Origin of the sequence: Pseudomonas sp. JH-2, from assembly GCF_036231725.1 — a bacterium.
GTDB classification, from domain to species: Bacteria; Pseudomonadota; Gammaproteobacteria; order Pseudomonadales; family Pseudomonadaceae; genus Pseudomonas; species Pseudomonas delhiensis.
Genome location: NZ_JAZAQP010000005.1, coordinates 118,299 through 138,319, shown reverse-complemented (window position 1 = coordinate 138,319; position 20,021 = coordinate 118,299). Strand labels below are relative to the sequence as shown.

The 20,021-nt window shown below is 67.4% G+C and carries 18 protein-coding genes; 13 read left to right on the top strand and 5 right to left on the bottom strand.

Annotated features, from left to right (window positions below; translation table 11 throughout):
* The first annotated feature begins 344 nt into the window (after positions 1–344).
* The gene (locus VV867_RS05445; RefSeq protein ID WP_275629900.1) at positions 345–1,910 is read left to right on the top strand and encodes a methyl-accepting chemotaxis protein; all 1,566 of its coding nucleotides are present in this window, start codon (positions 345–347) and stop codon (positions 1,908–1,910) included.
* 427 nt (positions 1,911–2,337) lie between these two features.
* Here VV867_RS05445 and VV867_RS05440 read toward each other — a convergent pair whose 3' ends face one another.
* From VV867_RS05440 to kynB, 4 genes are all read right to left on the bottom strand, one after another.
* Positions 2,338–3,747 (bottom strand): amino acid permease, encoded by a 1,410-nt coding sequence (locus VV867_RS05440; RefSeq protein WP_328565810.1) that lies wholly within the window; start codon positions 3,745–3,747, stop codon positions 2,338–2,340.
* A 35-nt stretch (positions 3,748–3,782) separates the two neighbouring features.
* Entirely contained in the window at positions 3,783–5,099 is a 1,317-nt protein-coding gene (locus tag VV867_RS05435; protein WP_442965004.1) for an OprD family porin, read from the bottom strand.
* Positions 5,100–5,180: 81 nt separating this feature from the next.
* Positions 5,181–6,431, bottom strand: coding sequence for a kynureninase (gene kynU / locus VV867_RS05430; RefSeq protein WP_109935757.1), 1,251 nt, complete (start codon positions 6,429–6,431; stop codon positions 5,181–5,183).
* A gap of 8 nt (positions 6,432–6,439) precedes the next feature.
* Entirely contained in the window at positions 6,440–7,081 is a 642-nt protein-coding gene (kynB, locus tag VV867_RS05425) for an arylformamidase (RefSeq protein WP_109935756.1), read from the bottom strand.
* A 131-nt stretch (positions 7,082–7,212) separates the two neighbouring features.
* Between kynB and VV867_RS05420 the strand changes: the two genes are divergently transcribed.
* Positions 7,213–7,689, top strand: coding sequence for an Lrp/AsnC family transcriptional regulator (locus VV867_RS05420; RefSeq protein ID WP_328565809.1), 477 nt, complete (start codon positions 7,213–7,215; stop codon positions 7,687–7,689).
* Between the two features lie 6 nt (positions 7,690–7,695).
* On the opposite strand, the gene VV867_RS05415 is transcribed toward VV867_RS05420, so the two are convergent.
* Positions 7,696–8,394: an alpha/beta family hydrolase gene (locus VV867_RS05415; protein WP_328565808.1), complete on the bottom strand. Its 699-nt coding sequence runs from the start codon at positions 8,392–8,394 to the stop codon at positions 7,696–7,698.
* Between the two features lie 115 nt (positions 8,395–8,509).
* Here VV867_RS05415 and ccoN (VV867_RS05410) point away from each other — a divergent pair, with 115 nt between their 5' ends.
* The 11 genes from ccoN (VV867_RS05410) to VV867_RS05360 all read left to right on the top strand — a co-directional run bounded on the left by ccoN (VV867_RS05410) (position 8,510) and on the right by VV867_RS05360 (position 19,996).
* Entirely contained in the window at positions 8,510–9,952 is a 1,443-nt protein-coding gene (gene ccoN, locus VV867_RS05410; protein ID WP_328565807.1) for a cytochrome-c oxidase, cbb3-type subunit I, read from the top strand.
* Positions 9,952–10,560 (top strand): cytochrome-c oxidase, cbb3-type subunit II, encoded by a 609-nt coding sequence (gene ccoO / locus VV867_RS05405; protein WP_089393523.1) that lies wholly within the window; start codon positions 9,952–9,954, stop codon positions 10,558–10,560. Before ccoN (VV867_RS05410) ends, ccoO (VV867_RS05405) begins: the two co-directional genes overlap by 1 nt.
* Before the next feature lie 5 nt (positions 10,561–10,565).
* Positions 10,566–10,757, top strand: coding sequence for a CcoQ/FixQ family Cbb3-type cytochrome c oxidase assembly chaperone (locus tag VV867_RS05400; RefSeq protein ID WP_024128706.1), 192 nt, complete (start codon positions 10,566–10,568; stop codon positions 10,755–10,757).
* A complete protein-coding gene (gene ccoP, locus VV867_RS05395) occupies positions 10,754–11,683 on the top strand; it encodes a cytochrome-c oxidase, cbb3-type subunit III (RefSeq protein WP_328565806.1) in 930 nt (309 codons plus the stop codon). Before VV867_RS05400 ends, ccoP (VV867_RS05395) begins: the two co-directional genes overlap by 4 nt.
* 332 nt (positions 11,684–12,015) lie before the next feature.
* A complete protein-coding gene (gene ccoN / locus VV867_RS05390) occupies positions 12,016–13,458 on the top strand; it encodes a cytochrome-c oxidase, cbb3-type subunit I (protein ID WP_089393525.1) in 1,443 nt (480 codons plus the stop codon).
* A complete protein-coding gene (gene ccoO, locus VV867_RS05385; protein WP_275629894.1) occupies positions 13,458–14,066 on the top strand; it encodes a cytochrome-c oxidase, cbb3-type subunit II in 609 nt (202 codons plus the stop codon). Before ccoN (VV867_RS05390) ends, ccoO (VV867_RS05385) begins: the two co-directional genes overlap by 1 nt.
* A gap of 6 nt (positions 14,067–14,072) precedes the next feature.
* Entirely contained in the window at positions 14,073–14,264 is a 192-nt protein-coding gene (locus tag VV867_RS05380) for a cbb3-type cytochrome oxidase subunit 3 (protein ID WP_109935751.1), read from the top strand.
* The gene (gene ccoP / locus VV867_RS05375) at positions 14,261–15,232 is read left to right on the top strand and encodes a cytochrome-c oxidase, cbb3-type subunit III (RefSeq protein WP_109935750.1); all 972 of its coding nucleotides are present in this window, start codon (positions 14,261–14,263) and stop codon (positions 15,230–15,232) included. Before VV867_RS05380 ends, ccoP (VV867_RS05375) begins: the two co-directional genes overlap by 4 nt.
* Before the next feature lie 217 nt (positions 15,233–15,449).
* Positions 15,450–16,865 carry a cytochrome c oxidase accessory protein CcoG gene (gene ccoG, locus VV867_RS05370; protein WP_275629893.1) on the top strand — a complete coding sequence of 472 codons (1,416 nt, stop codon included), beginning with the start codon at positions 15,450–15,452 and terminating at the stop codon, positions 16,863–16,865.
* Between the two features lie 144 nt (positions 16,866–17,009).
* Positions 17,010–17,543 (top strand): FixH family protein, encoded by a 534-nt coding sequence (locus tag VV867_RS05365; RefSeq protein ID WP_109931981.1) that lies wholly within the window; start codon positions 17,010–17,012, stop codon positions 17,541–17,543.
* Positions 17,540–19,996, top strand: coding sequence for a heavy metal translocating P-type ATPase (locus VV867_RS05360; RefSeq protein ID WP_328565805.1), 2,457 nt, complete (start codon positions 17,540–17,542; stop codon positions 19,994–19,996). Before VV867_RS05365 ends, VV867_RS05360 begins: the two co-directional genes overlap by 4 nt.
* The last annotated feature ends 25 nt before the right edge of the window (positions 19,997–20,021 follow it).

The following is a 20,021-nucleotide window of genomic DNA, read 5'->3' as shown; positions in this document are numbered from 1 at the left end:
GGGGAGATAGGTGAAACGGCGTATGACCGCGAACGGTTATACGCCCTACGCCCCATGCGGAGTCTGCCGTAGGTGTGGGGATGGAGCCGGCCTTGCCGGCGAAATCGCGGATAAGATCCGCTCCTACGGTTTCCCCTGTGCCCGCGCCCTTGCGGGAGCAGGCCCTGCCCGGCAGACAAAACCTATAAATCCATAGGAAAATTATCTACGACCATGTGACAGATAGCGTTTTGCCATCGTCCACGTCAATATTCCTACGCCAAATATCGAACAAGGCTTCAACTTTCGTTGATCCCGGCCGATAACAAAACCGTCACATGCCTTTTTCGTGGACCTTGCCCTGAATGCGCAACAACCAGCCCGTCACCCAGCGTGAACGCACCTACCCAGCGGAACAACGCCTGATCTCCACCACCAACAGCCGTGGCGTGATCACCTATGCCAACGACGCCTTCGTCGACATCAGCGGCTTCGCCCGGGACGAGCTGGTGGGCTCGCCGCACAACCTGGTGCGCCATCCGGACGTGCCGCCGGCGGTGTTCGCCCACATGTGGGCCACGCTGAAGAACGGCAAGCCGTGGATGGGCATCGTCAAGAACCGCTGCAAGAACGGCGACCACTACTGGGTCAGCGCCTACGTCACGCCCATCTTCGAGCGCAACGAGATCGTCGGCTACGAGTCGGTGCGCGTGCGCCCCAGCGCCGAGCAGGTCGAGCGCGCCCAGGCCCTGTACCAGCGGATCAACGCCGGCAAGCCGGCGATCCCGCGCCGCGACCTGTGGCTGCCGGTGCTGCTGGACTGGCTGCCGTTCATCCTGATCAGCCAGGTGGCCTTCCTCATCGGCGTCTGGCTCGATTCGCACTGGGGCTTCGCCCTCGCCGCCCTGCTCGCCATCCCCCTCGGCCTGGCCGGCCTGGGCTGGCAGCAGCGCGGCCTCAAGCGCCTGCTGCGCCTGGCCGAGCAGACCACCTCGGACCCGCTGATCGCACAGATGTACACCGACAGCCGCGGCGCCCAGGCGCGCCTGGAAATGTCCATCCTCAGCCAGGAAGCGCGGCTGAAGACCTGCCTGACACGCCTGCAGGACACCGCCGAGCAGCTCACCGCCCAGGCCCGCCAGGCCGATACCCTGGCCCACCACAGCTCCTCCGGCCTGGAACGCCAGCGCGTGGAGACCGAGCAGGTGGCCACGGCGGTCAACCAGATGGCCGCCACCACCCAGGAAGTGGCGAACAACGTGCAGCGCACCGCCGACGCCACCCGCCAGGCCAACGAGCTGACGCGCCGCGGGCGCAGCGTGGCCAGCGAGACCCGCGCAGCCATCCAGCGCCTGTCCGCCTCGGTGGGCGAGACCGGCCTTGCGGTGAGCCAGCTGGCCCAGGACAGCAACGAGATCGGCGGCGTGGTCGACGTGATCAAGGGCATCGCCGACCAGACCAACCTGCTGGCGCTCAACGCCGCCATCGAGGCCGCCCGCGCCGGCGAGATGGGCCGCGGCTTCGCCGTGGTGGCCGACGAGGTGCGCTCGCTGGCCCAGCGCACCGCCGAGTCCACCGAGCAGATCCACGGCCTGATCGCCAAGCTGCAGACCACCGCCGAAGGCGCGGTGAGCGCCATGGAAGTTGGCCGCCGCCAGGCCGACGAAGGCGTCGAGCGGGTGCTGGAGGCCGACCAGGCGCTGTCCGGCATCAGCGACTCGGTGGCCAACATCGCCGACATGGCTAACCAGATCGCCGCGGCGGCCGAGGAGCAGAGCGCAGTGGCCGAGGAGATCAACCGCAACATCGCCACCATCGCCCAGCTCGCCGACCAGACCTCCGACGAGGCCCAGCGCACCGCGCAGCTGAGCGAGGAGCTGACCGGCACGGCGCAGAGCCAGTATTCGCTGGTGGAGCGGTTCAACCGCTGAGCACTGGGGCTCGTCCGGGCGTAGGGCGTACAAGCGTTCGCGGTTGTACGCCGTTCCTTCGTCCGTTGCCCGCTTCGTGGTCGGTTCGGAGCGCCCTTGAACGGGGCTTCGGGCTCGGGGCCGCAGTGCCTGGTGACCAAGGTCAGGCGGCGGATAACCGCGGACGGTTATTCGCCCTACGCTCCCGGCGGTTTCGGTGCATGGCTTGACTCCGCTCCCTCTCCCTAACCCTCTCCCTGAAGGGAGAGGGGACCGTTGGGCAGAACAGGAGGTTATGCAGTCAGCCGACAGCCTCGACGGTTTCCGGTGAAAGCATTCCTTCTCTCGGCACGGACAAGCTCCCTCTCCCGCTTGCGGGAGAGGGCTGGGGAGAGGGTTACGGACGCCAACGCAGCTCCGAAGCCGAACCTGGCCGAGGTGCCTTGCGTTACAGCGACTGCGCCGGGTCCGCCGCCACCGCCGCGGCCTTGCGTACGAACAGGCAGTAGGCGGCCGTCAGCAGCGCCAGGAACGGGATGCCGAAGACCAGGGTCATGCGGAAGACATCGACGAAGGCGGTGGTCAGCAGGATCGCCAGCATGAGCCCCAGCCCCAGCAGCGTCGCCCAGGGGAACCCCCACATGCGGAAGGACAGCTGCAGGGCGCCGCGCGCCTGGTGGTAGCGGCGGAAGCGGTAGTGGGTGAAGAAGATCATCATCCAGGCGAAGAGCGCGCCGAAGATCGAGATGGCCATCATCAGCATGAAGGACTGCTCGGGAAACGCCACGTTGACCAGGGTCGCCAGGGCGATGCCGGTGCAGGACAGCGCCAGCGCGTTCAGCGGCACCCCGGCGCCGCTCAGCCGGCCCATGGCGCGGGGCGCGTAGCCGGCGCGCGAGAGGCTGAACATCATCCGCGTGGTGGTGTAGAGCTGGCTGTTCATCGCCGACAGCGCCGCCACCAGGATGACGAAGTTGATCAGCCCGGTGGCGCCGGGAATCCCGACCTGCTGCATGACGCTGACGAAGGGGCTCTCGGCGCCCTGCCCCGACCGGTCCCAGGGCAGCATGGCGAGGATCAGCGCCAGGGTCAGGATGTAGAACACCAGCAGGCGCACCATGGTCACGCGGAAGGCCTGCTTCACCGCGCGCTCGGGCTGTTCGGCCTCGCCGGCGGCCACCGCGATCATCTCGATGCTCAGGTAGCTGAAGATGGCGATGATCACCGCGACCCACATGCCGGACAGCCCGTGGGGCAGGAAGCCGCCGTGCGCGACGTAGTGATGGAAGCCGTACTCCGGGTGCGTGCCGCCGAACACCAGCCAGGCGCCGAGCAGGATGAAGGCGAGGATGGCGCTGATCTTGATCGCCGAGAAGGCGTACTCGAAGTGGCCGAAGGCCTTGACGCTGATGGCGTTGGTCAGGATCAGCGCCGAGGAGAACAGCAGGATCCACACCCAGCTGGCCACGCCGGGGAACCAGTACTTCATGTACAGGGCGATGGCGGTGACCTCGGTGCCCACCGCCAGGACGATGGCCGCCCAGTAGGCGTAGCGCACCAGGAAGCCGGCCAGCGGGCCGACGTAGAACTCGGCGTAGGCGCCGAAGGAGCCGGAGGTGGGATGGGCCACGGTCATCTCCGCCAGGCAGCCCATCAGCAACAGCGCGATCAGCGCGCCTATGGCGTAGCTGAGCAGCACGCCGGGGCCGGCGAAGCCGATGGCGAAGCTGCTGCCCATGAAGAGCCCGGTGCCGATGGCGCCGCCAATGGCGATCATGCTCATCTGCGCCGAGGTGAGCTGGCGCTTGAGCCCCTGCTCGCGTGCCGCGATGGCGGCGAATCCAGTCTTGTCGTTCATCTTGTGCCTCTGGGGTCTTGTCGTTATGGCGGGCGTCAGAGCAGTTGCAGCGGGTATTCGACGATCACCCGCACTTCGTCGTTGTCGGCGGTGTCGGCGCGGGCCACCTGAGCGCTGGAGCGCACGCTGGCCTGGCGCACGCGGATCGACAGGTCCTTCGCCGCGCCGGACTGCACCACGTAGCCCAGCTCGATATCGCGCTCCCAGCGCCTGCCGTGGTCGCCATAGCGTCCGTAGGCGCCGTTGGGGCCGCCCTGGTAATGGCTGTCGTCGATGTGGTCGCCGCTGACGTAGCGGCTCATGAAGGTCAGCCCGGGTACGCCGAAGCCGGCCAGGTCGAGGTCGTAGCGCAGTTGCCAGGAGCGTTCGTTGGGGCCGTTGAAGTCCAGCACCTGCACCGAGTTGGCGAGGTAGATCGAGGTGCCGCTCTGGCGGTCGAAGCCCAGGTAGTCGAAGGGTTCGTCGCCGTGCACGCGCTGGTGGGCCAGGGTCAGCGCCTGGGCGCCCTGGCTGTAGCGCACGGCGGCGGACCAGGTGGTGTTGTCGATGTCGCCGGCCAGCCGGCGGCCGTCGTCGAGGGTGCGGTAGAGGTTGAAGTCGAGGTTCAGCGCTCGGCCGTCGCCCAGCTCCAGACGCTGGCCGGCGCTGGCGTAGTACTGCCGCCAGATATCGTCGAAGCGCGAGCTGTAGGCGGACAGGCGGGTGCCTTCGCGCGGCGTCCAGGCCAGGCCCGCATAGTCGACCGCGCGGGTTTCCACCTGGGCGTAGAGCGCCTTGAGCGCGCCGTCGGCGTTGCTGGAGTTGCCGTCGTTGCCGGCGGTGAAGTGCCCGGCGTCGAACAGCAGGCCGTCCAGCTCGCGGCTGTTGAGCGAAACGCCGATGGCCATCGGGGTGAACAGGCGCGCGTTGCCGGTGCCGAACACTGGGTTCATCGGCGCCTGGCTGCCATATTTCAGCTCGCTGCGGGAGACCCGCAGCTTCACCGCGGCGCCGGCTTCGGAATACTCGTCTTCCGGCTCGCCCCGGGAGTCCACCGGCAGCAGGTCGGTGCCCGTGCGGGCGCGGCTGCTGTCGAGCTTGAGGCCCAGGTTGGCGTAGGCGTCCACGCCGACGCCGACGGTGCCCGGGGTATAGCCGGAGCGGTAGTCCAGCATCATCCCGTGGGCCCATTCCTGGCGATAGTTCTGCCCGCCCGGGTTGTTCAGCAGGTTGCGATGGAAGAAGAAGTTGCGCTGGGTCAGCAGCAGCTGGCTGCCGGCGAGGAATCCGCCGTCGGCTTCGTCCGCCAGCAGCGGCGCGCTCAGCGCGACGAGCGCGAGCAAGGGACACATCGGCAAGGGATGCAGCTTCATGGAGGGGATCGACCTTTTTGTTGTACTTGTCAGTCAAGGCGGGCGCCAGCCGGCGCCCGGGGAAGGCCCTGGCGGGCCGGATCAGGTCACCTGCTTGCGGGTCATGAAGCGCTCTGCGCGCCAGGCGCCGCTGTCGAGCACGTCGCCGAGGATTTCCGCGGCGTCCCAAACATCGCTGTAGCGGGTGTACAGCGGGGTGAAGCCGAAGCGCATGATCCGCGGCTCGCGGTAGTCGCCGATGACCCCGCGGTCGATCAGCGCCTGCACCACCGCGTAGCCCTCGGGGTGCTCGAAGCTGACGTGGCTGCCGCGGCGGGCGTGCTCCAGCGGCGTTACCAGGGTCAGCGGGTGGGCCGCGCAGCGGGCCTGGACGCGTTCGATGAAGAGGTCGGTCAGGGCCAGCGACTTCGCGCGCAGGGCCTGCATGTCGGTCTTGGCGAAGCTGTCCAGGCCGCATTCGACCAGGGCCATGGAGGTGATCGGCTGGGTCCCGCAGAGGTAGCGGCCGATGCCCGGCGCCGGTGCATAGGCCGGTTCCATGCCGAACTGGCGGGCATGGCCCCACCAGCCGGACAGCGGTTGCCAGACCTGCTCGCGCAGCGCCGGCGACACCCAGACGAATGCCGGGGAACCGGGGCCGCCGTTGAGGTACTTGTAGGTGCAGCCGATGGCGTAGTCGGCACCGGCCGCCGTGAGGTCGACCGGCACGGCGCCGACCGAATGGCACAGGTCCCAGATGGTCAGCGCGCCGCATTCATGGGCCAGCGCGGTGAGCGCGGCCATGTCGTGCAGGTGGCCGGTCTTGTAGTTCACCTGGGTGAGCAGCAGCACCGCGGTATCGGCGCCGACGGCAGCCGGCACGTCCTCCGGACGATCCACCAGGCGCAGCTGGTAACCCTGGCGGAGCATGTCGGCCAGGCCCTCGACCATGTAGATGTCGGTGGGGAAGTTGCTGCGCTCGGTGACGATCACCTTGCGCGCGGGATCGCGGCCCGCCTGCACGCGCAGGGCCGCCACCAGCACCTTGAACAGGTTGATCGAGGTGGTGTCGGTGACCACCACCTCGTCTTCGCCGGCACCGATCAGGCGCGCCAGCTGGTTGCCCAGGCGCTCCGGCAGGGCGCGCCAGCCGGCGCTGTTCCAGCTACCGATGAGGCCTTCGCCCCACTCTTGCGCCAGCACCTGGCGGGCGCGCTCCAGCGCCGCCCTGGGGCGGGCGCCGAGGGAGTTGCCGTCCAGGTAGATCACCCCTTCGGGCAGCGCGAAGTCGTCGCGCAGCGCGGCCAGGGGGTCGCGGGCATCGAGGGCCAGGCAGTCTTCTCTTGTTGTCATGTCGGTTCCTAGTGCGAAAGACGACGCAGCACGGCGCGCACCGGGCTGGCATCGAGATGGGTGAACTTGAGCGGAAGGGCGATCAGCTCGTAGTCGCCGGGCGGCACCTCGTCGAGCAGCAGGCCTTCGAGGATGGCCATGCGCTGGCGGGCGACGGCGCGGTGCGCGTCGAGGCGCTTGCTGTCCTGCGGGTCGAGCGACGGGGTGTCGGTCCCCACCAGGCGCACGCCATGGGCGGCGAGCAGCTCGATGCAGGCCGGATCGACGGCGGCGAAGCGCTCCGGCCAGGCGTCCAGCGGCGCCTTGCGCCAGGTGCGGATCAGCACCCGCGGCGGCACCCCGGCCAGGTGGCCGAGCAGGTGCCCGGGGAGCACGCAAGGCAGCGCATCCAGGCAGTGGATCACCCGGCAGGGGCCGAGGTAGGGCGCCAGGTCCACCGCGCCTATGGCGGCGCCGTCGGCGTCGTAGTGCAAGGGGGCGTCGGCGTGCGCCCCGGTGTGCGGCGACAGGGTGATGCGCCCGACGTTGACCGGGCACTGCTCATCGATCCGCCAGCAGCGCTCCTCCTGGAAGGGCGTGTCGCCCGGCCAGGTCGGGGTGCTGGTGTCCAGCGGCGGGCTGATGTCCCACAGGGTGCGGTCGTCGGGCATGCTCGGTCTCCTCGGCAGGTGGGAGGATGATGCTGCAACGCCCTGTGCAGTTTCGTGCTATCTTCGTCGCGAATGCGCCGCTCATTCGCAGATAATTTCTCCAATAAAGCTTTTCATAGAAGATCCTGCAGATGACTCTCGACAGCACCGACTTGCGCATCCTGCTCTGCCTGCAGCACAACGGCCGCATCAGCAACCAGGAGCTGGCGGAGAAGGTCGCGCTGTCGCCGTCGGCCTGCCTGCGGCGCCTGCGCAATCTGGAGGAGGAAGGCATCGTCTGCGGCTATCGCCCGGTGCTGGATGCCGAGCGGCTGGGCATCGAGCTGGAGGCGCTGGTGCATGTGTCCATGCGCCAGGACGAGGCGGACTGGCACGAGCGCTTCGTCGAGCGGGTGCAAGGCTGGCCCGAGGTGGTCGGCGCCTATATCGTCACCGGGCACAGCAACTACGTGCTGCGGGTGCAGGCGCGCAGCCTGAAGCAGTTCTCCGACTTCATCGTCAATCGCCTGAACCGCGCCAACGGCGTGACCGACATCCGCTCGGAAATCATCCTGCAGACCATCAAGGAAGGCGGCGGCATGCTCGACCTGCTGGCCGCACGCCGCTAGGCCGGTTCAACGGGCGAGGAAGGCGGCCACCGCGTCGGCGGTGCTGTCCAGATGCTGCTCATGGCTCAAACCCGAGGCCTTCAGCGGCTTCAGGTCATGGTCCGCCGCCGCCAGCCACTGGACGCGGATCGCCGGCGACAGCAGGTACTGCGCCACGTGCGCGCGGTCGCCCAGGGCGTCGCGTTCGCCCTGGACGATCAGCGTCGGCGTGCGCAGCTCGGCCAGGTGCGCCACCCGCGGCTTCTCCGGCTTGCCCGCGGCATAGAAGGGGTAGCCCAGGCACACCAGGGCGTCGGCGCCGAGTTCGTCGGCCAGCAGGCTGGCCATGCGCCCGCCCATGGACTTGCCGCCGATGGCCAGCGGCCCCTGCACCTGCCCGCGTACTTCGGCGAATACCTGGCGCCAGCACTCCAGCAGCTGCTTCTGCGGGTTCGGCGGGCGCCGGCGGCCGTCCTCGCGGCGGGCGGCCATGTAGGGGAACTCGAAACGCGCCACCGCCACGCCGCGGGCGGCCAGGCGCCGGGCGATCTCGTCCATGAACGGGCTGTCCATGGGCGCGCCGGCGCCATGGGCCAGGACGAGGGTCGCCGACAGCGCGCCGACGGGTCGGTTCCACAGCAGCGACAAAGCGCCACAGTCACGTATTGGCACCGCCTCGGAGGCCGATTGATCGGAATCAATATTCCGTTTCCGGGGTTTATCCATTCTTCGCTCCGCTAGTTGCGTAATTAGTACCTGTCCCTGGGGGAGGGGCGGCGTTCGCCGTAAGGAACCCGCCGGGATGGGCTAGCCCATAACCGTGGATGGAAGCCCATATACCATGAGCACAACCAATCAGACCGCTTATAACTACAAGGTGGTCCGCCAGTTCGCCGTGATGACGGTGATCTGGGGAATCGTCGGCATGCTGGTCGGCGTCGTCATCGCCGCCCAGCTGGTGTGGCCGGAACTCAACCTCGGCTTGCCGTGGACGAGCTTCGGACGCCTGCGCCCGCTGCACACCAATGCCGTGATCTTCGCCTTCGGTGGCTGCGCCCTGTTCGCCACCAGCTACTATGCGGTGCAGCGTACCTGCCAGACCCGCCTGTTCTCCGACACCCTGGCCTCCTTCACCTTCTGGGGCTGGCAGCTGGTGATCCTGCTGGCCGCCATCAGCCTGCCGCTGGGCTACACCTCCTCCAAGGAGTACGCCGAGCTGGAATGGCCGATCGACATCTTGATCACCATCGTCTGGGTCGCCTACGCCGTGGTGTTCTTCGGCACCCTGGTGAAGCGCAAGACCAAGCACATCTACGTGGGCAACTGGTTCTTCGGCGGCTTCATCCTGACCGTGGCGCTGCTGCACGTGGTCAACAACCTGGAGTTGCCGGTCGGCTTCATGAAGTCGTACTCCATCTACTCCGGCGCCACCGACGCCATGGTCCAGTGGTGGTACGGCCACAATGCCGTGGGCTTCTTCCTGACCGCCGGCTTCCTGGGGATGATGTACTACTTCGTGCCCAAGCAGGCCGAGCGCCCGGTCTACTCCTATCGCCTGTCGATCGTGCACTTCTGGGCACTGATCGCCGTGTACATCTGGGCCGGCCCGCACCACCTGCACTACACCGCCCTGCCCGACTGGGCGCAGTCCCTGGGCATGGTGATGTCGCTGATCCTCCTGGCGCCGTCCTGGGGCGGCATGATCAACGGCATGATGACCCTCTCGGGCGCCTGGCATAAGCTGCGCAGCGACCCCATCCTGCGCTTCCTGGTGGTATCCCTGGCCTTCTACGGCATGTCCACCTTCGAAGGCCCGATGATGGCCATCAAGACCGTCAACGCCCTCTCCCACTACACCGACTGGACCATCGGCCACGTGCACGCCGGCGCCCTGGGCTGGGTCGCCATGGTCTCCATCGGCTCGCTGTACCACATGATCCCGAAGGTCTTCGGCCGCGAGCAGATGCACAGCACCGGCCTGATCAACGCGCACTTCTGGCTCGCCACCATCGGCACCGTGCTCTACATCGCCTCGATGTGGGTCAACGGCATCACCCAGGGCCTGATGTGGCGTGCGGTCAACGCCGACGGCACCCTCACCTACTCCTTCGTCGAAGCGCTCGCCGCCGGCCACCCCGGCTTCGTGGTGCGCATGATCGGTGGCGCCGTGTTCCTCAGCGGCATGCTGATCATGGCCTACAACACCTGGCGCACCATTGCCTCCTCCAAGGCGGAGGACGCTGAAGCGGCCGCCCGGATTCCCGCCGTCGTAGGAGCCCACTGATGAAACACGAAGTACTCGAGAAAAACGTCGGCCTGCTGGCCCTGTGCATGGCCGTGGCCGTGAGCATCGGCGGCCTGACGCAGATCGTCCCGCTGTTCTTCCAGGACGTCACCAACACCCCGGTGGAAGGCATGAAGCCCTACACCGCCCTGCAACTGGAAGGGCGCGACATCTACATCCGCGAGGGCTGCGTCGGCTGCCACTCGCAGATGATCCGCCCGTTCCGCGCCGAGACCGAGCGCTACGGCCACTACTCCGTGGCCGGCGAGAGCGTCTGGGACCACCCCTTCCTGTGGGGTTCCAAGCGTACCGGCCCGGACCTGGCCCGCGTCGGCGGCCGCTACTCCGACGACTGGCACCGCGCGCACCTGTACAACCCGCGCAACGTGGTGCCCGAGTCGAAGATGCCGGCCTACCCCTGGCTGGTCGAGCACAAGCTCGACGGCAAAGACATCGAGGGCAAGCTGCAGGCCATGCGCACCCTCGGCGTGCCCTACACCGACGAGGACATCGCCGGCGCCCGCGAGGCCGTCCAGGGCAAGACCGAGATGGACGCCCTGGTGGCCTACCTGCAGGGCCTGGGCACAGCGATCAAGAACAAGCGGTGATGGCCATGGACATCGGAACCATCCGCGGCCTCGGTACCGTCGTGGTGATGCTCGCCTTCATCGGCGTCACCCTCTGGGCCTACAGCGGCAAGCGCAAGCAGCGCTTCGACGCCGACGCCCTGCTGCCCTTCGCCGACGACCCGCAGGCTCTGCGCCACGCCGAGCATGAACAAGCTTCTGGGAGCAACAAAGCATGACTACCTTCTGGAGTCTGTACATCACCGTACTGACCGTCGGATCGCTGATCGCCCTGCTATGGCTGGTCTTCGCCACCCGCAGCGGCGAGACCAAGGGCGCCACCGACCAGACCATGGGGCACTCCTTCGACGGTATCGAGGAATACGACAACCCGCTGCCGCGCTGGTGGTTCCTGCTGTTCGTGGGCACCATCGTCTTCGCCGCCGGCTACCTGGCCCTGTACCCGGGCCTGGGCAACTGGAAGGGCATCCTGCCGGGCTACACCGATGGCTGGACCCAGGTGAAGCAGCTGGAACGCGAGCAGGCCATGGCCGACGAGAAATATGCGCCGATCTTCGCCAAGTACTCGGCCATGTCCATCGAAGAGGTGGCCAAGGACCCGGCAGCGCTGAAGACCGGCGAGCGCCTGTTCGCCACCTACTGCTCGATCTGCCACGGCTCCGACGCCAAGGGCGCCATGGGCTTCCCCAACCTGACCGACCAGGACTGGCGCTGGGGCGGCGACGCGCAGACCATCCAGACCTCCATCCTGGGCGGCCGCCACGCGGTGATGCCGGCCTGGGGCGAGGTGCTGGGCGACCAGGGCGTGCATGACGTGGCTGCATTCGTCACCACCAAACTGGACGGCCGCAAGCTGCCCGAAGGCGTGACCGAGGCCCAGGTGGCCAATGGCGAGAAACTCTTCGCCACCACCTGCGTCGCCTGCCACGGCCCCGAAGGCAAGGGCACCGCCGCCCTGGGCGCGCCGGACCTGACCCACCCGGGCGCCTTCATCTACGGCTCGGGCTTCGCCCAGCTGCAGCAGACCATCCGCCATGGCCGCCAGGGCCAGATGCCGGCCCAGGAAGCCTACCTGGGCAAGGACAAGGTCCACGTCCTGGCCGCGTACATCTACAACATTTCCCGCCCGGAGAACGCCAACTGACCCCCCTGCCGCTCGCGCCCGCCCGGGCGCGAGCAACTTCCGCGCAGTTACGCGACCAAGTGTCGCACCTGGCGCGCGCCATTCCTTCACACTGCTCTAGATCAAGACTAAGCTCATTCCATCCGTGAGTCGGCGGTAATTCGGGGAAGCCCTACGCTTATCAGGGTTTACGCGCCGAGAGAGAGCCTGAAAAACATTGGCAGAAATGCCTTCAAAGCGGCATGCGCAGCGGCTCCGGGGCTTATCCCGGCGCGTTGCATTGCCTACTGGCTTTCTACATACTTGCCGCCGTTTTTTGTCCCTAAATAGCAAAAAAACCGTGGAACCTTAGAATGAGCACAGCAATCAGTCCGACTGCTTATAACTATAAGGTAATCCGCCAGTTCGCCATCATGACGGTGGTCTGGGGGATACTAGGAATGGGGATGGGTGTTTTCATCGCCTCACAGTTGGTATGGCCCGAGCTGAACTTCGGGCTGCCGTGGACCAGTTTCGGGCGACTTCGCCCGCTGCACACCAACCTGGTGATCTTCGCCTTCGGCGGCTGTGCTCTGTTCGCAACCTCCTACTACGTGGTGCAACGCACCTGCCAGACCCGCCTGATTTCCGATAGCCTGGCCGCCTTCACCTTCTGGGGCTGGCAGGCGGTGATCGTGCTGGCCGGCATCACCCTGCCGCTGGGCTACACCTCCTCCAAGGAGTACGCCGAGCTGGAATGGCCGATCGACATCCTGATCGCCATCGTCTGGGTCACCTACGCCGTGGTGTTCTTCGGCACCATCGTCAAGCGCCAGACCAAGCACATCTACGTGGGCAACTGGTTCTACGGCGGCTTCATCCTGGTTACCGCGATGCTGCACATCGTCAACAACCTGGAGATCCCGGTCGGCTGGTTCAAGTCCTACTCCATCTATTCCGGCGCCACCGACGCCATGGTCCAGTGGTGGTACGGCCACAACGCCGTGGGCTTCTTCCTGACCACCGGCTTCCTCGGCATGATGTACTACTTCGTGCCCAAGCAGGCCGAGCGCCCGGTCTACTCCTACCGCCTGTCCATCGTCCACTTCTGGGCGCTGATCACCCTGTACATCTGGGCCGGCCCGCACCACCTGCACTACACCGCGCTGCCGGACTGGGCGCAGTCCCTGGGCATGGTGATGTCGCTGATCCTCCTGGCCCCGTCCTGGGGTGGCATGATCAACGGCATGATGACCCTCTCCGGCGCCTGGCATAAGCTGCGCACCGACCCCATCCTGCGCTTCCTGGTGGTGTCCCTGGCCTTCTACGGCATGTCCACCTTCGAAGGCCCGATGATGGCCATCAAGACCGTCAACTCGCTGTCCCACTACACCGACTGGACCATCGGCCACGTGCATGCCGGCGCCCTGGGCTGGGTAGCGATGATCTCCATCGGCTCGCTGTACCACATGATCCCGAAGGTCTTCGGCCGCGAGCAGATGCACAGCACCGGCCTGATCAACGCGCACTTCTGGCTCGCCACCATCGGCACCGTGCTCTACATCGCCTCGATGTGGGTCAACGGCATCACCCAGGGCCTGATGTGGCGCGCGGTGAACACCGACGGCACCCTCACCTACTCCTTCGTGGAAGCGCTGCAGGCCAGCCACCCGGGCTTCATGGTCCGTGCGCTGGGCGGCTTCTTCTTCGCCTTCGGCATGCTGCTGATGGCCTACAACACCTTCCGTACCGTGCGCGGCTACAACGCGGCTGAAGTCGACGCCGCGGCCCGTATTCCCGCTGTAGGAGCTCATTGATGAAGCACGAAGCAGTCGAGAAGAACATCGGCCTGCTGGCCTTCTTCATGGTCATCGCCGTCAGCATCGGCGGCCTGACGCAGATCGTCCCGCTGTTCTTCCAGGACGTGACCAACAAGCCGGTGGAAGGCATGAAGCCGCGCACCGCGCTGGAGCTCGAAGGCCGTGACATCTATATCCGCGAAGGCTGCGTCGGCTGCCACTCGCAGATGATCCGCCCGTTCCGCGCCGAGACCGAGCGCTACGGCCACTACTCCGTGGCCGGCGAGAGCGTCTGGGACCACCCCTTCCTGTGGGGTTCCAAGCGTACCGGCCCGGACCTGGCCCGCGTCGGCGGCCGCTACTCCGACGACTGGCACCGCGCGCACCTGTACAACCCGCGCAACGTAGTGCCGGAATCGAAGATGCCCGCCTACCCCTGGCTGGTCGAGAACAAGCTCGACGGCAAGGACATCGAGACCAAGATGCAGGCCATGCGCACCCTCGGCGTGCCCTACACCGACGAAGACGTCGCCGGTGCTCGCGATGCCGTCAAGGGCAAGACCGAGATGGATGCCCTGGTGGCCTACCTGCAGGGCCTGGGCACCATCATCAAGAGCAAACGGTGACAGCAGATGGATATCGGGACGATTCGCGGCCTCGGCACCGTCGTGGTGATGGTGGCCTTCGTCGGCGTACTGCTCTGGGCCTATAGCGGCAAGCGCAAGCAGCGCTTCGATCAGGACGCCCTGCTGCCCTTCGCGGACGACCCGGCAGCCATGAAGCACGTCGAGCAAGAGCAAGCTTCTAGGAGCAACAAAGAATGACAACCTTCTGGAGTCTGTACGTCACCGTACTTACCCTGGGCACCATCTTCGCCCTGGCCTGGCTGCTGTTCGCCACCCGCCGCGGCCAGCGCAGCGAAGCCACCGACGAGACCGTCGGCCACTCCTTCGACGGCATCGAGGAGTACGACAACCCGCTGCCGAAGTGGTGGTTCATGCTGTTCGTCGCCACCTTCATCTTCGCCCTCGGCTACCTGGTCCTGTACCCGGGCCTGGGCAACTGGAAAGGCCTGCTGCCGGGCTACCAGGAAGTCAGCGACGGCAAGCCCTTCGCCAATGGCCAGCCGGGTTGGACCGGCGTGCACCAGTGGGAGAAGGAAATGGCCAAGGCCGACGAGAAATATGGGCCGATCTTCGCCAAATTCGCCGCCATGCCCATCGAAGAGGTGGCCAAGGACCCGCTGGCGCTGAAGATGGGCGGCCGCCTGTTCGCCTCCAACTGCTCGGTCTGCCACGGCTCCGACGCCAAGGGCGCCTACGGCTTCCCCAACCTGACCGACCAGGACTGGCGCTGGGGTGGCAGCACCGCGGACATCGAGACCACCATCAAGGGTGGCCGCCACGCCGCCATGCCGGCCTGGGGCGAGGTACTGGGCGACCAGGGCGTGCATGACGTGGCCGCCTTCGTCACCAGCAAGCTGGACGGCCGCAAGCTGCCCGAAGGCGTGACCGACGAACAGGTCGCCAACGGCCAGAAGATCTTCGCCACCACCTGCGTCGCCTGCCACGGCCCCGAAGGCAAGGGCACCGCCGCCATGGGCGCGCCCAACCTGACCCACCCGGCCGCCTTCATCTACGGCTCGAGCTTCTCCCAGCTGCAGCAGACCATCCGCTACGGCCGCCAGGGCCAGATGCCGGCCCAGCAGGAGCGCCTCGGCGGTGACCAGGTGCACCTGCTGGCCGCCTACGTGTACAGCCTGTCCCAGGGTGATGCGCAGAAGAGCGAATAAGCGCTTCCGCCCTCCCCTCGCAACACCCAGCGGCGCCGGCTACCACCGGCGCCGCTCTATTTCGGGGGGACGAAAAAATTTAGGACGTTTCCGACGCGACCAACGGTCGCACCGTTGCACGTAGAGCCAAGTCGTATCATGTTTAGGCGTGCAGCCATATCCTGACCCTTTCGGCATGTATCGACGGGGCACCCTCCCACTGCCGTGGTACGCACTGATGAGCAAACAGATTCCCGTGCAAGACGTCACACCGCCCGCGAAGAAGGGTGGAGAGAACGTCGACCTCTATGCCTCCCGCGAGAAGATCTACACCCGGGCCTTCACCGGGTTCTTCCGCAACCTGCGCCGTGTCGGCGGCGCTTTCCTGTTCCTTCTCTACTTCGGCACCGTGTGGCTGACCTGGAACGGTCGGCAGGCGGTGTGGTGGGACTTGCCCGAGCGCAAGTTCTACATCTTCGGCGCCACCTTCTGGCCGCAGGACTTCATCCTCCTCTCCGGCCTACTGATCATCTGCGCCTTCGGGCTGTTCTTCATCACGGTGTTCGCCGGCCGCGTGTGGTGCGGCTACACCTGCCCGCAGAGCGTGTGGACCTGGATCTTCATGTGGTGCGAGAAGGTCACCGAAGGCGACCGCAACCAGCGCATGAAGCTGGACAAGGCGCCGATGAGCGCCAACAAGCTGCTGCGCAAGGCCGCCAAGCACTCGTTGTGGCTGCTGATCGGCCTGGTCACCGGCCTGACCTTCGTCGGCTACTTCGCCCCCATGCGCGAGCTGCTGGCCGACCTGGTCACCGGCGAGGCCGACGGCTGGGCCTACTTCTGGGTGGGCTTCTTCACCCTGGCCACCTACGGCAACGCCGGCTGGCTGCGCGAGCAGGTGTGCATCTACATGTGCCCCTACGCGCGCTTCCAGAGCGTGATGTTCGACAAGGACACCCTGATCGTCTCCTACGACCCGCGCCGCGGCGAGAAGCGCGGCCCGCGCAAGAAGACCCTGGACTACAAGGCCCAGGGCCTGGGCGACTGCATCGACTGCACCATGTGCGTGCAGGTCTGCCCCACCGGCATCGACATCCGCGACGGCCTGCAGATCGAATGCATCGGCTGCGCCGCCTGCATCGACGCCTGCGACAGCATCATGGACAAGATGAACTACCCGCGCGGGCTGATCAGCTACACCACCGAGCACAACCTGTCCGGGCAGAAGACGCACCTGGTGCGCCCGCGCCTGATCGGCTACGCCATCGCCCTGTGCGTGATGATGAGCCTGCTGGCGACCGCCGTGGTGATCCGCCCGCTGGTGGGCTTCGACGTCAGCAAGGACCGCGTGCTCTACCGCGAGAACGCCGAAGGCCGGATCGAGAACGTCTACAGCCTGAAGATCATGAACAAGGACCAGCGCGACCACACCTACGTGCTCGGCGCCAAGGGCCTGGACGGTCTGACCCTGGAAGGCCGCAAGGAAGTCCAGGTGGCCGCCGGCGACATCCTCGCCATGCCGGTGGAACTGGCGGTGGACCCGGACAAGCTGCCGTCCAGCACCAACAAGATCACCTTCACCATCCAGTCGGTGGACGATCCGTCCATCAGCAAGGAAGCCGACAGCCGCTTCATCGGCCCGGTCGTACGCTGAACCCCGGCTGAACCGCAACGCATCCCGCCCCCGCGGCGGGATGCCAGCGGCGCCCGGAGCACGTAGAATCCGCCCCACCCCGGCGAGCCGCCCACCCCTCGGGCAGGCCGCTTCCGCCCCGCGGACCACGAGAGAGAAAAACCCATGCAGTCGGCGCCCGTACAACCCTGGTACAAGCACCTCTGGCCCTGGATCATCATCGGCATGCTCGCCACCTCGGTGTTCCTCAGCCTGACGATGGTGCGCATCGCCGTGGAGAACCAGGACACCCTGGTCAACGACAACTACTACGAGGCCGGCAAGGGCATCAACCGCTCGCTGGACCGCGAACACCTGGCCCAGCAACTGCACATGCAGGCCCAGGTGCGTCTGGACAAGCTCACCGGCGAAGTCGAGGTGCGCCTGAAAGGCAATAGCCAGCCAGCGCAGCTGACCCTCAACCTGATCTCCCCCACCCTGGAATCCCAGGACCGCCACGTCAGCCTGCTGCCGGCCAACGAGCCGGGCCGCTACACCGGCCGCCTGGACAGCGCCGTCGAAGGGCGCCGCTTCGTCGAACTGCTCGGCGAACAGGACGGACACGCCTGGCGCCTGTTCGAGGAAGAGAAGCTGGTTGCCGACGGCGAGATCCTCCTCGGCGACGAACCCCTCAAGGGGGATGAAGTCCAGCGCCCATGAGCGCCCCCCTGCCCTGCTACCACTGCGCGCTGCCGGTTCCGCCCGGCAGCCGCTTCACCGCCCGGGTCCTCGGCGAGACCCGCGAATTCTGCTGCCCCGGCTGCCAGGCGGTGGCCGAGGCCATCGTCGCCGGCGGCCTGGAAGGCTACTACCGGCACCGCACCGAGACGGCCACCAACCCCGAGGCGCTGCCGGCCCAGCTGAACGACGAACTGGCCCTGCTCGACCGCCCGGACGTGCAGCAGCCCTTCGTCCAGCACCAGGGCGAGCTGGCCGAGACCACCCTCATCCTCGAAGGCATCAGCTGCGCCGCCTGCGGCTGGCTGATCGAGAAGCACCTGCGGCGCCTGCCGGCGGTGGCCGAGGCCGGGCTCAACCTGTCCAACCACCGCCTGCACGTACGCTGGGCCGACAGCCAGCTGCCGCTCAGCGCCCTGCTCGCCGAGCTGCGCAGGATCGGTTACGCCGCCCACCCCTACCACCCGGACAAGGCCGCCGAACAGCTCGCCGAAGAGAACCGCCGCGCCCTGCGCCAGCTCGGCGTGGCCGGCCTGCTGTGGTTCCAGGCGATGATGGCGACCATGGCCACCTGGCCGGAATTCAACATCGACCTCAGCGCCGAGATGCATGAAATCCTGCGCTGGGTGGCGATGTTCCTCACCACGCCCATCGTCTTCTACTCCTGCCAGCCGTTCTTCCGCGGCGCCCTGCGCGACCTGCGCACGCGCCACCTGACCATGGACGTCTCGGTGTCCCTGGCCATCGGCGGCGCCTACCTGGCCGGCATCTGGACCGCCATCACCGGCAAGGGCGACCTGTACTTCGACGCGGTGGGCATGTTCGCCCTGTTCCTGCTCGCCGGCCGCTACCTCGAACGCCGCGCCCGCGAGCGCACGGCGGCAGCCACCGCGCAGCTGGTGAACCTGCTGCCGGCCTCCTGCCTGCGCCTGGACGAGGCCGGCAACGGCCAGCGCATCCTGCTCAGCGAGCTGCGCGTCGGCGACCGGGTGCTGGTGCCGCCGGGCGCGGTGCTGCCGGCCGACGGCCTGATCCTCGCCGGGCAGTCCAGCGTCGACGAATCCCTGCTCACCGGCGAATACCTGCCGCAGCCGCGCCAGGCCGGCGACAGCGTCACCGGCGGCACCCTCAACGTCGAGGGCCCGCTGACCCTGCAGGTACAGGCCCTGGGCGACGACAGCCGGCTGTCGGCCATCGTCCGCCTGCTGGAACGCGCCCAGGCCGACAAGCCGCGCCTGGCGCAGGTCGCCGACAGCGCCGCGCAGTGGTTCCTGCTGGTGCTGCTGGTGCTGGCCGTGGTGGTCGGCCTGTTCTGGTGGCAGCACGACGCCTCGCGGGCCTTCTGGGTGGTGCTGGCCATGCTGGTCGCCACCTGCCCCTGCGCCCTCTCCCTGGCCACGCCCACCGCCCTCACCGCGGCCACCGGCAGCCTGCACAAGCTCGGCCTGCTGCTCACCCGCGGCCATGTGCTGGAAGGCCTGAAACGCATCGACACGGTGATCTTCGACAAGACCGGCACCCTCACCGAAGGCCGCCTGACCCTGCGCGCCGTGCAGCCCCTGGGGGCGCTGGACGGCGAGCGCTGCCTGGCCCTGGCCGCGGCCCTGGAAAACCGCTCCGAACACCCCATCGCCCGCGCCTTCGGCCGCGCCCCGCAGCCCGCCGAGGCGGTGGAGAGCCACCCCGGCCTGGGCCTGGAAGGCGTGGTCGACGGCCAGCGCCTGCGCATCGGCCAGGCGGCCTTCGTCTGCGCCCTGAGCGGCCTGCCGGAACCGGCCATGCCCCGCGAGCACGGCCAGTGGCTGCTGCTGGGCGACGAACATGGCCCGCTGGCCTGGCTGGTGCTCGACGACCGCCTGCGCGACGACGCCCCGGCCCTGCTGCAGGCCTGCCGCGAGCGCGGCTGGCGCACCCTGCTGCTGTCCGGCGACAGCTCGCCGATGGTGCAGAGCGTGGCCGCCGAACTGGGAATCGACGAAGTCCATGGCGGCCTGCGCCCGGACGACAAGCTGGCGATCCTCAAGCAGTTGCACGGCGAAGGCCGCCACGTGCTGATGCTGGGCGATGGCGTCAACGACGTGCCGGTGCTGGCCGCCGCCGACATCAGCGTGGCCATGGGCAGCGCCACCGACCTGGCCAAGACCAGCGCCGACGCGGTGCTGCTGTCCAACCGCCTGGACAGCCTGGTGCAGGCCTTCTCCCTGGCCCGCCGCACGCGCAGGGTGATCATCGAGAACCTGGCCTGGGCGGGGTTGTACAATGGGCTGATGCTGCCCTTCGCCGCCCTCGGCTGGATCACCCCGGCCTGGGCGGCCATCGGCATGTCGGTCAGCTCGCTGACCGTGGTGCTCAACGCCCTGCGCCTGACCCGCGTGCGCGGCCTGCCGGCGGCCGCCGAGGCACAGCCCCTGGCCGCCCCGCTCGCCGCCCACTGAGGCGGCGCAAGCCCTTTCAACGGAG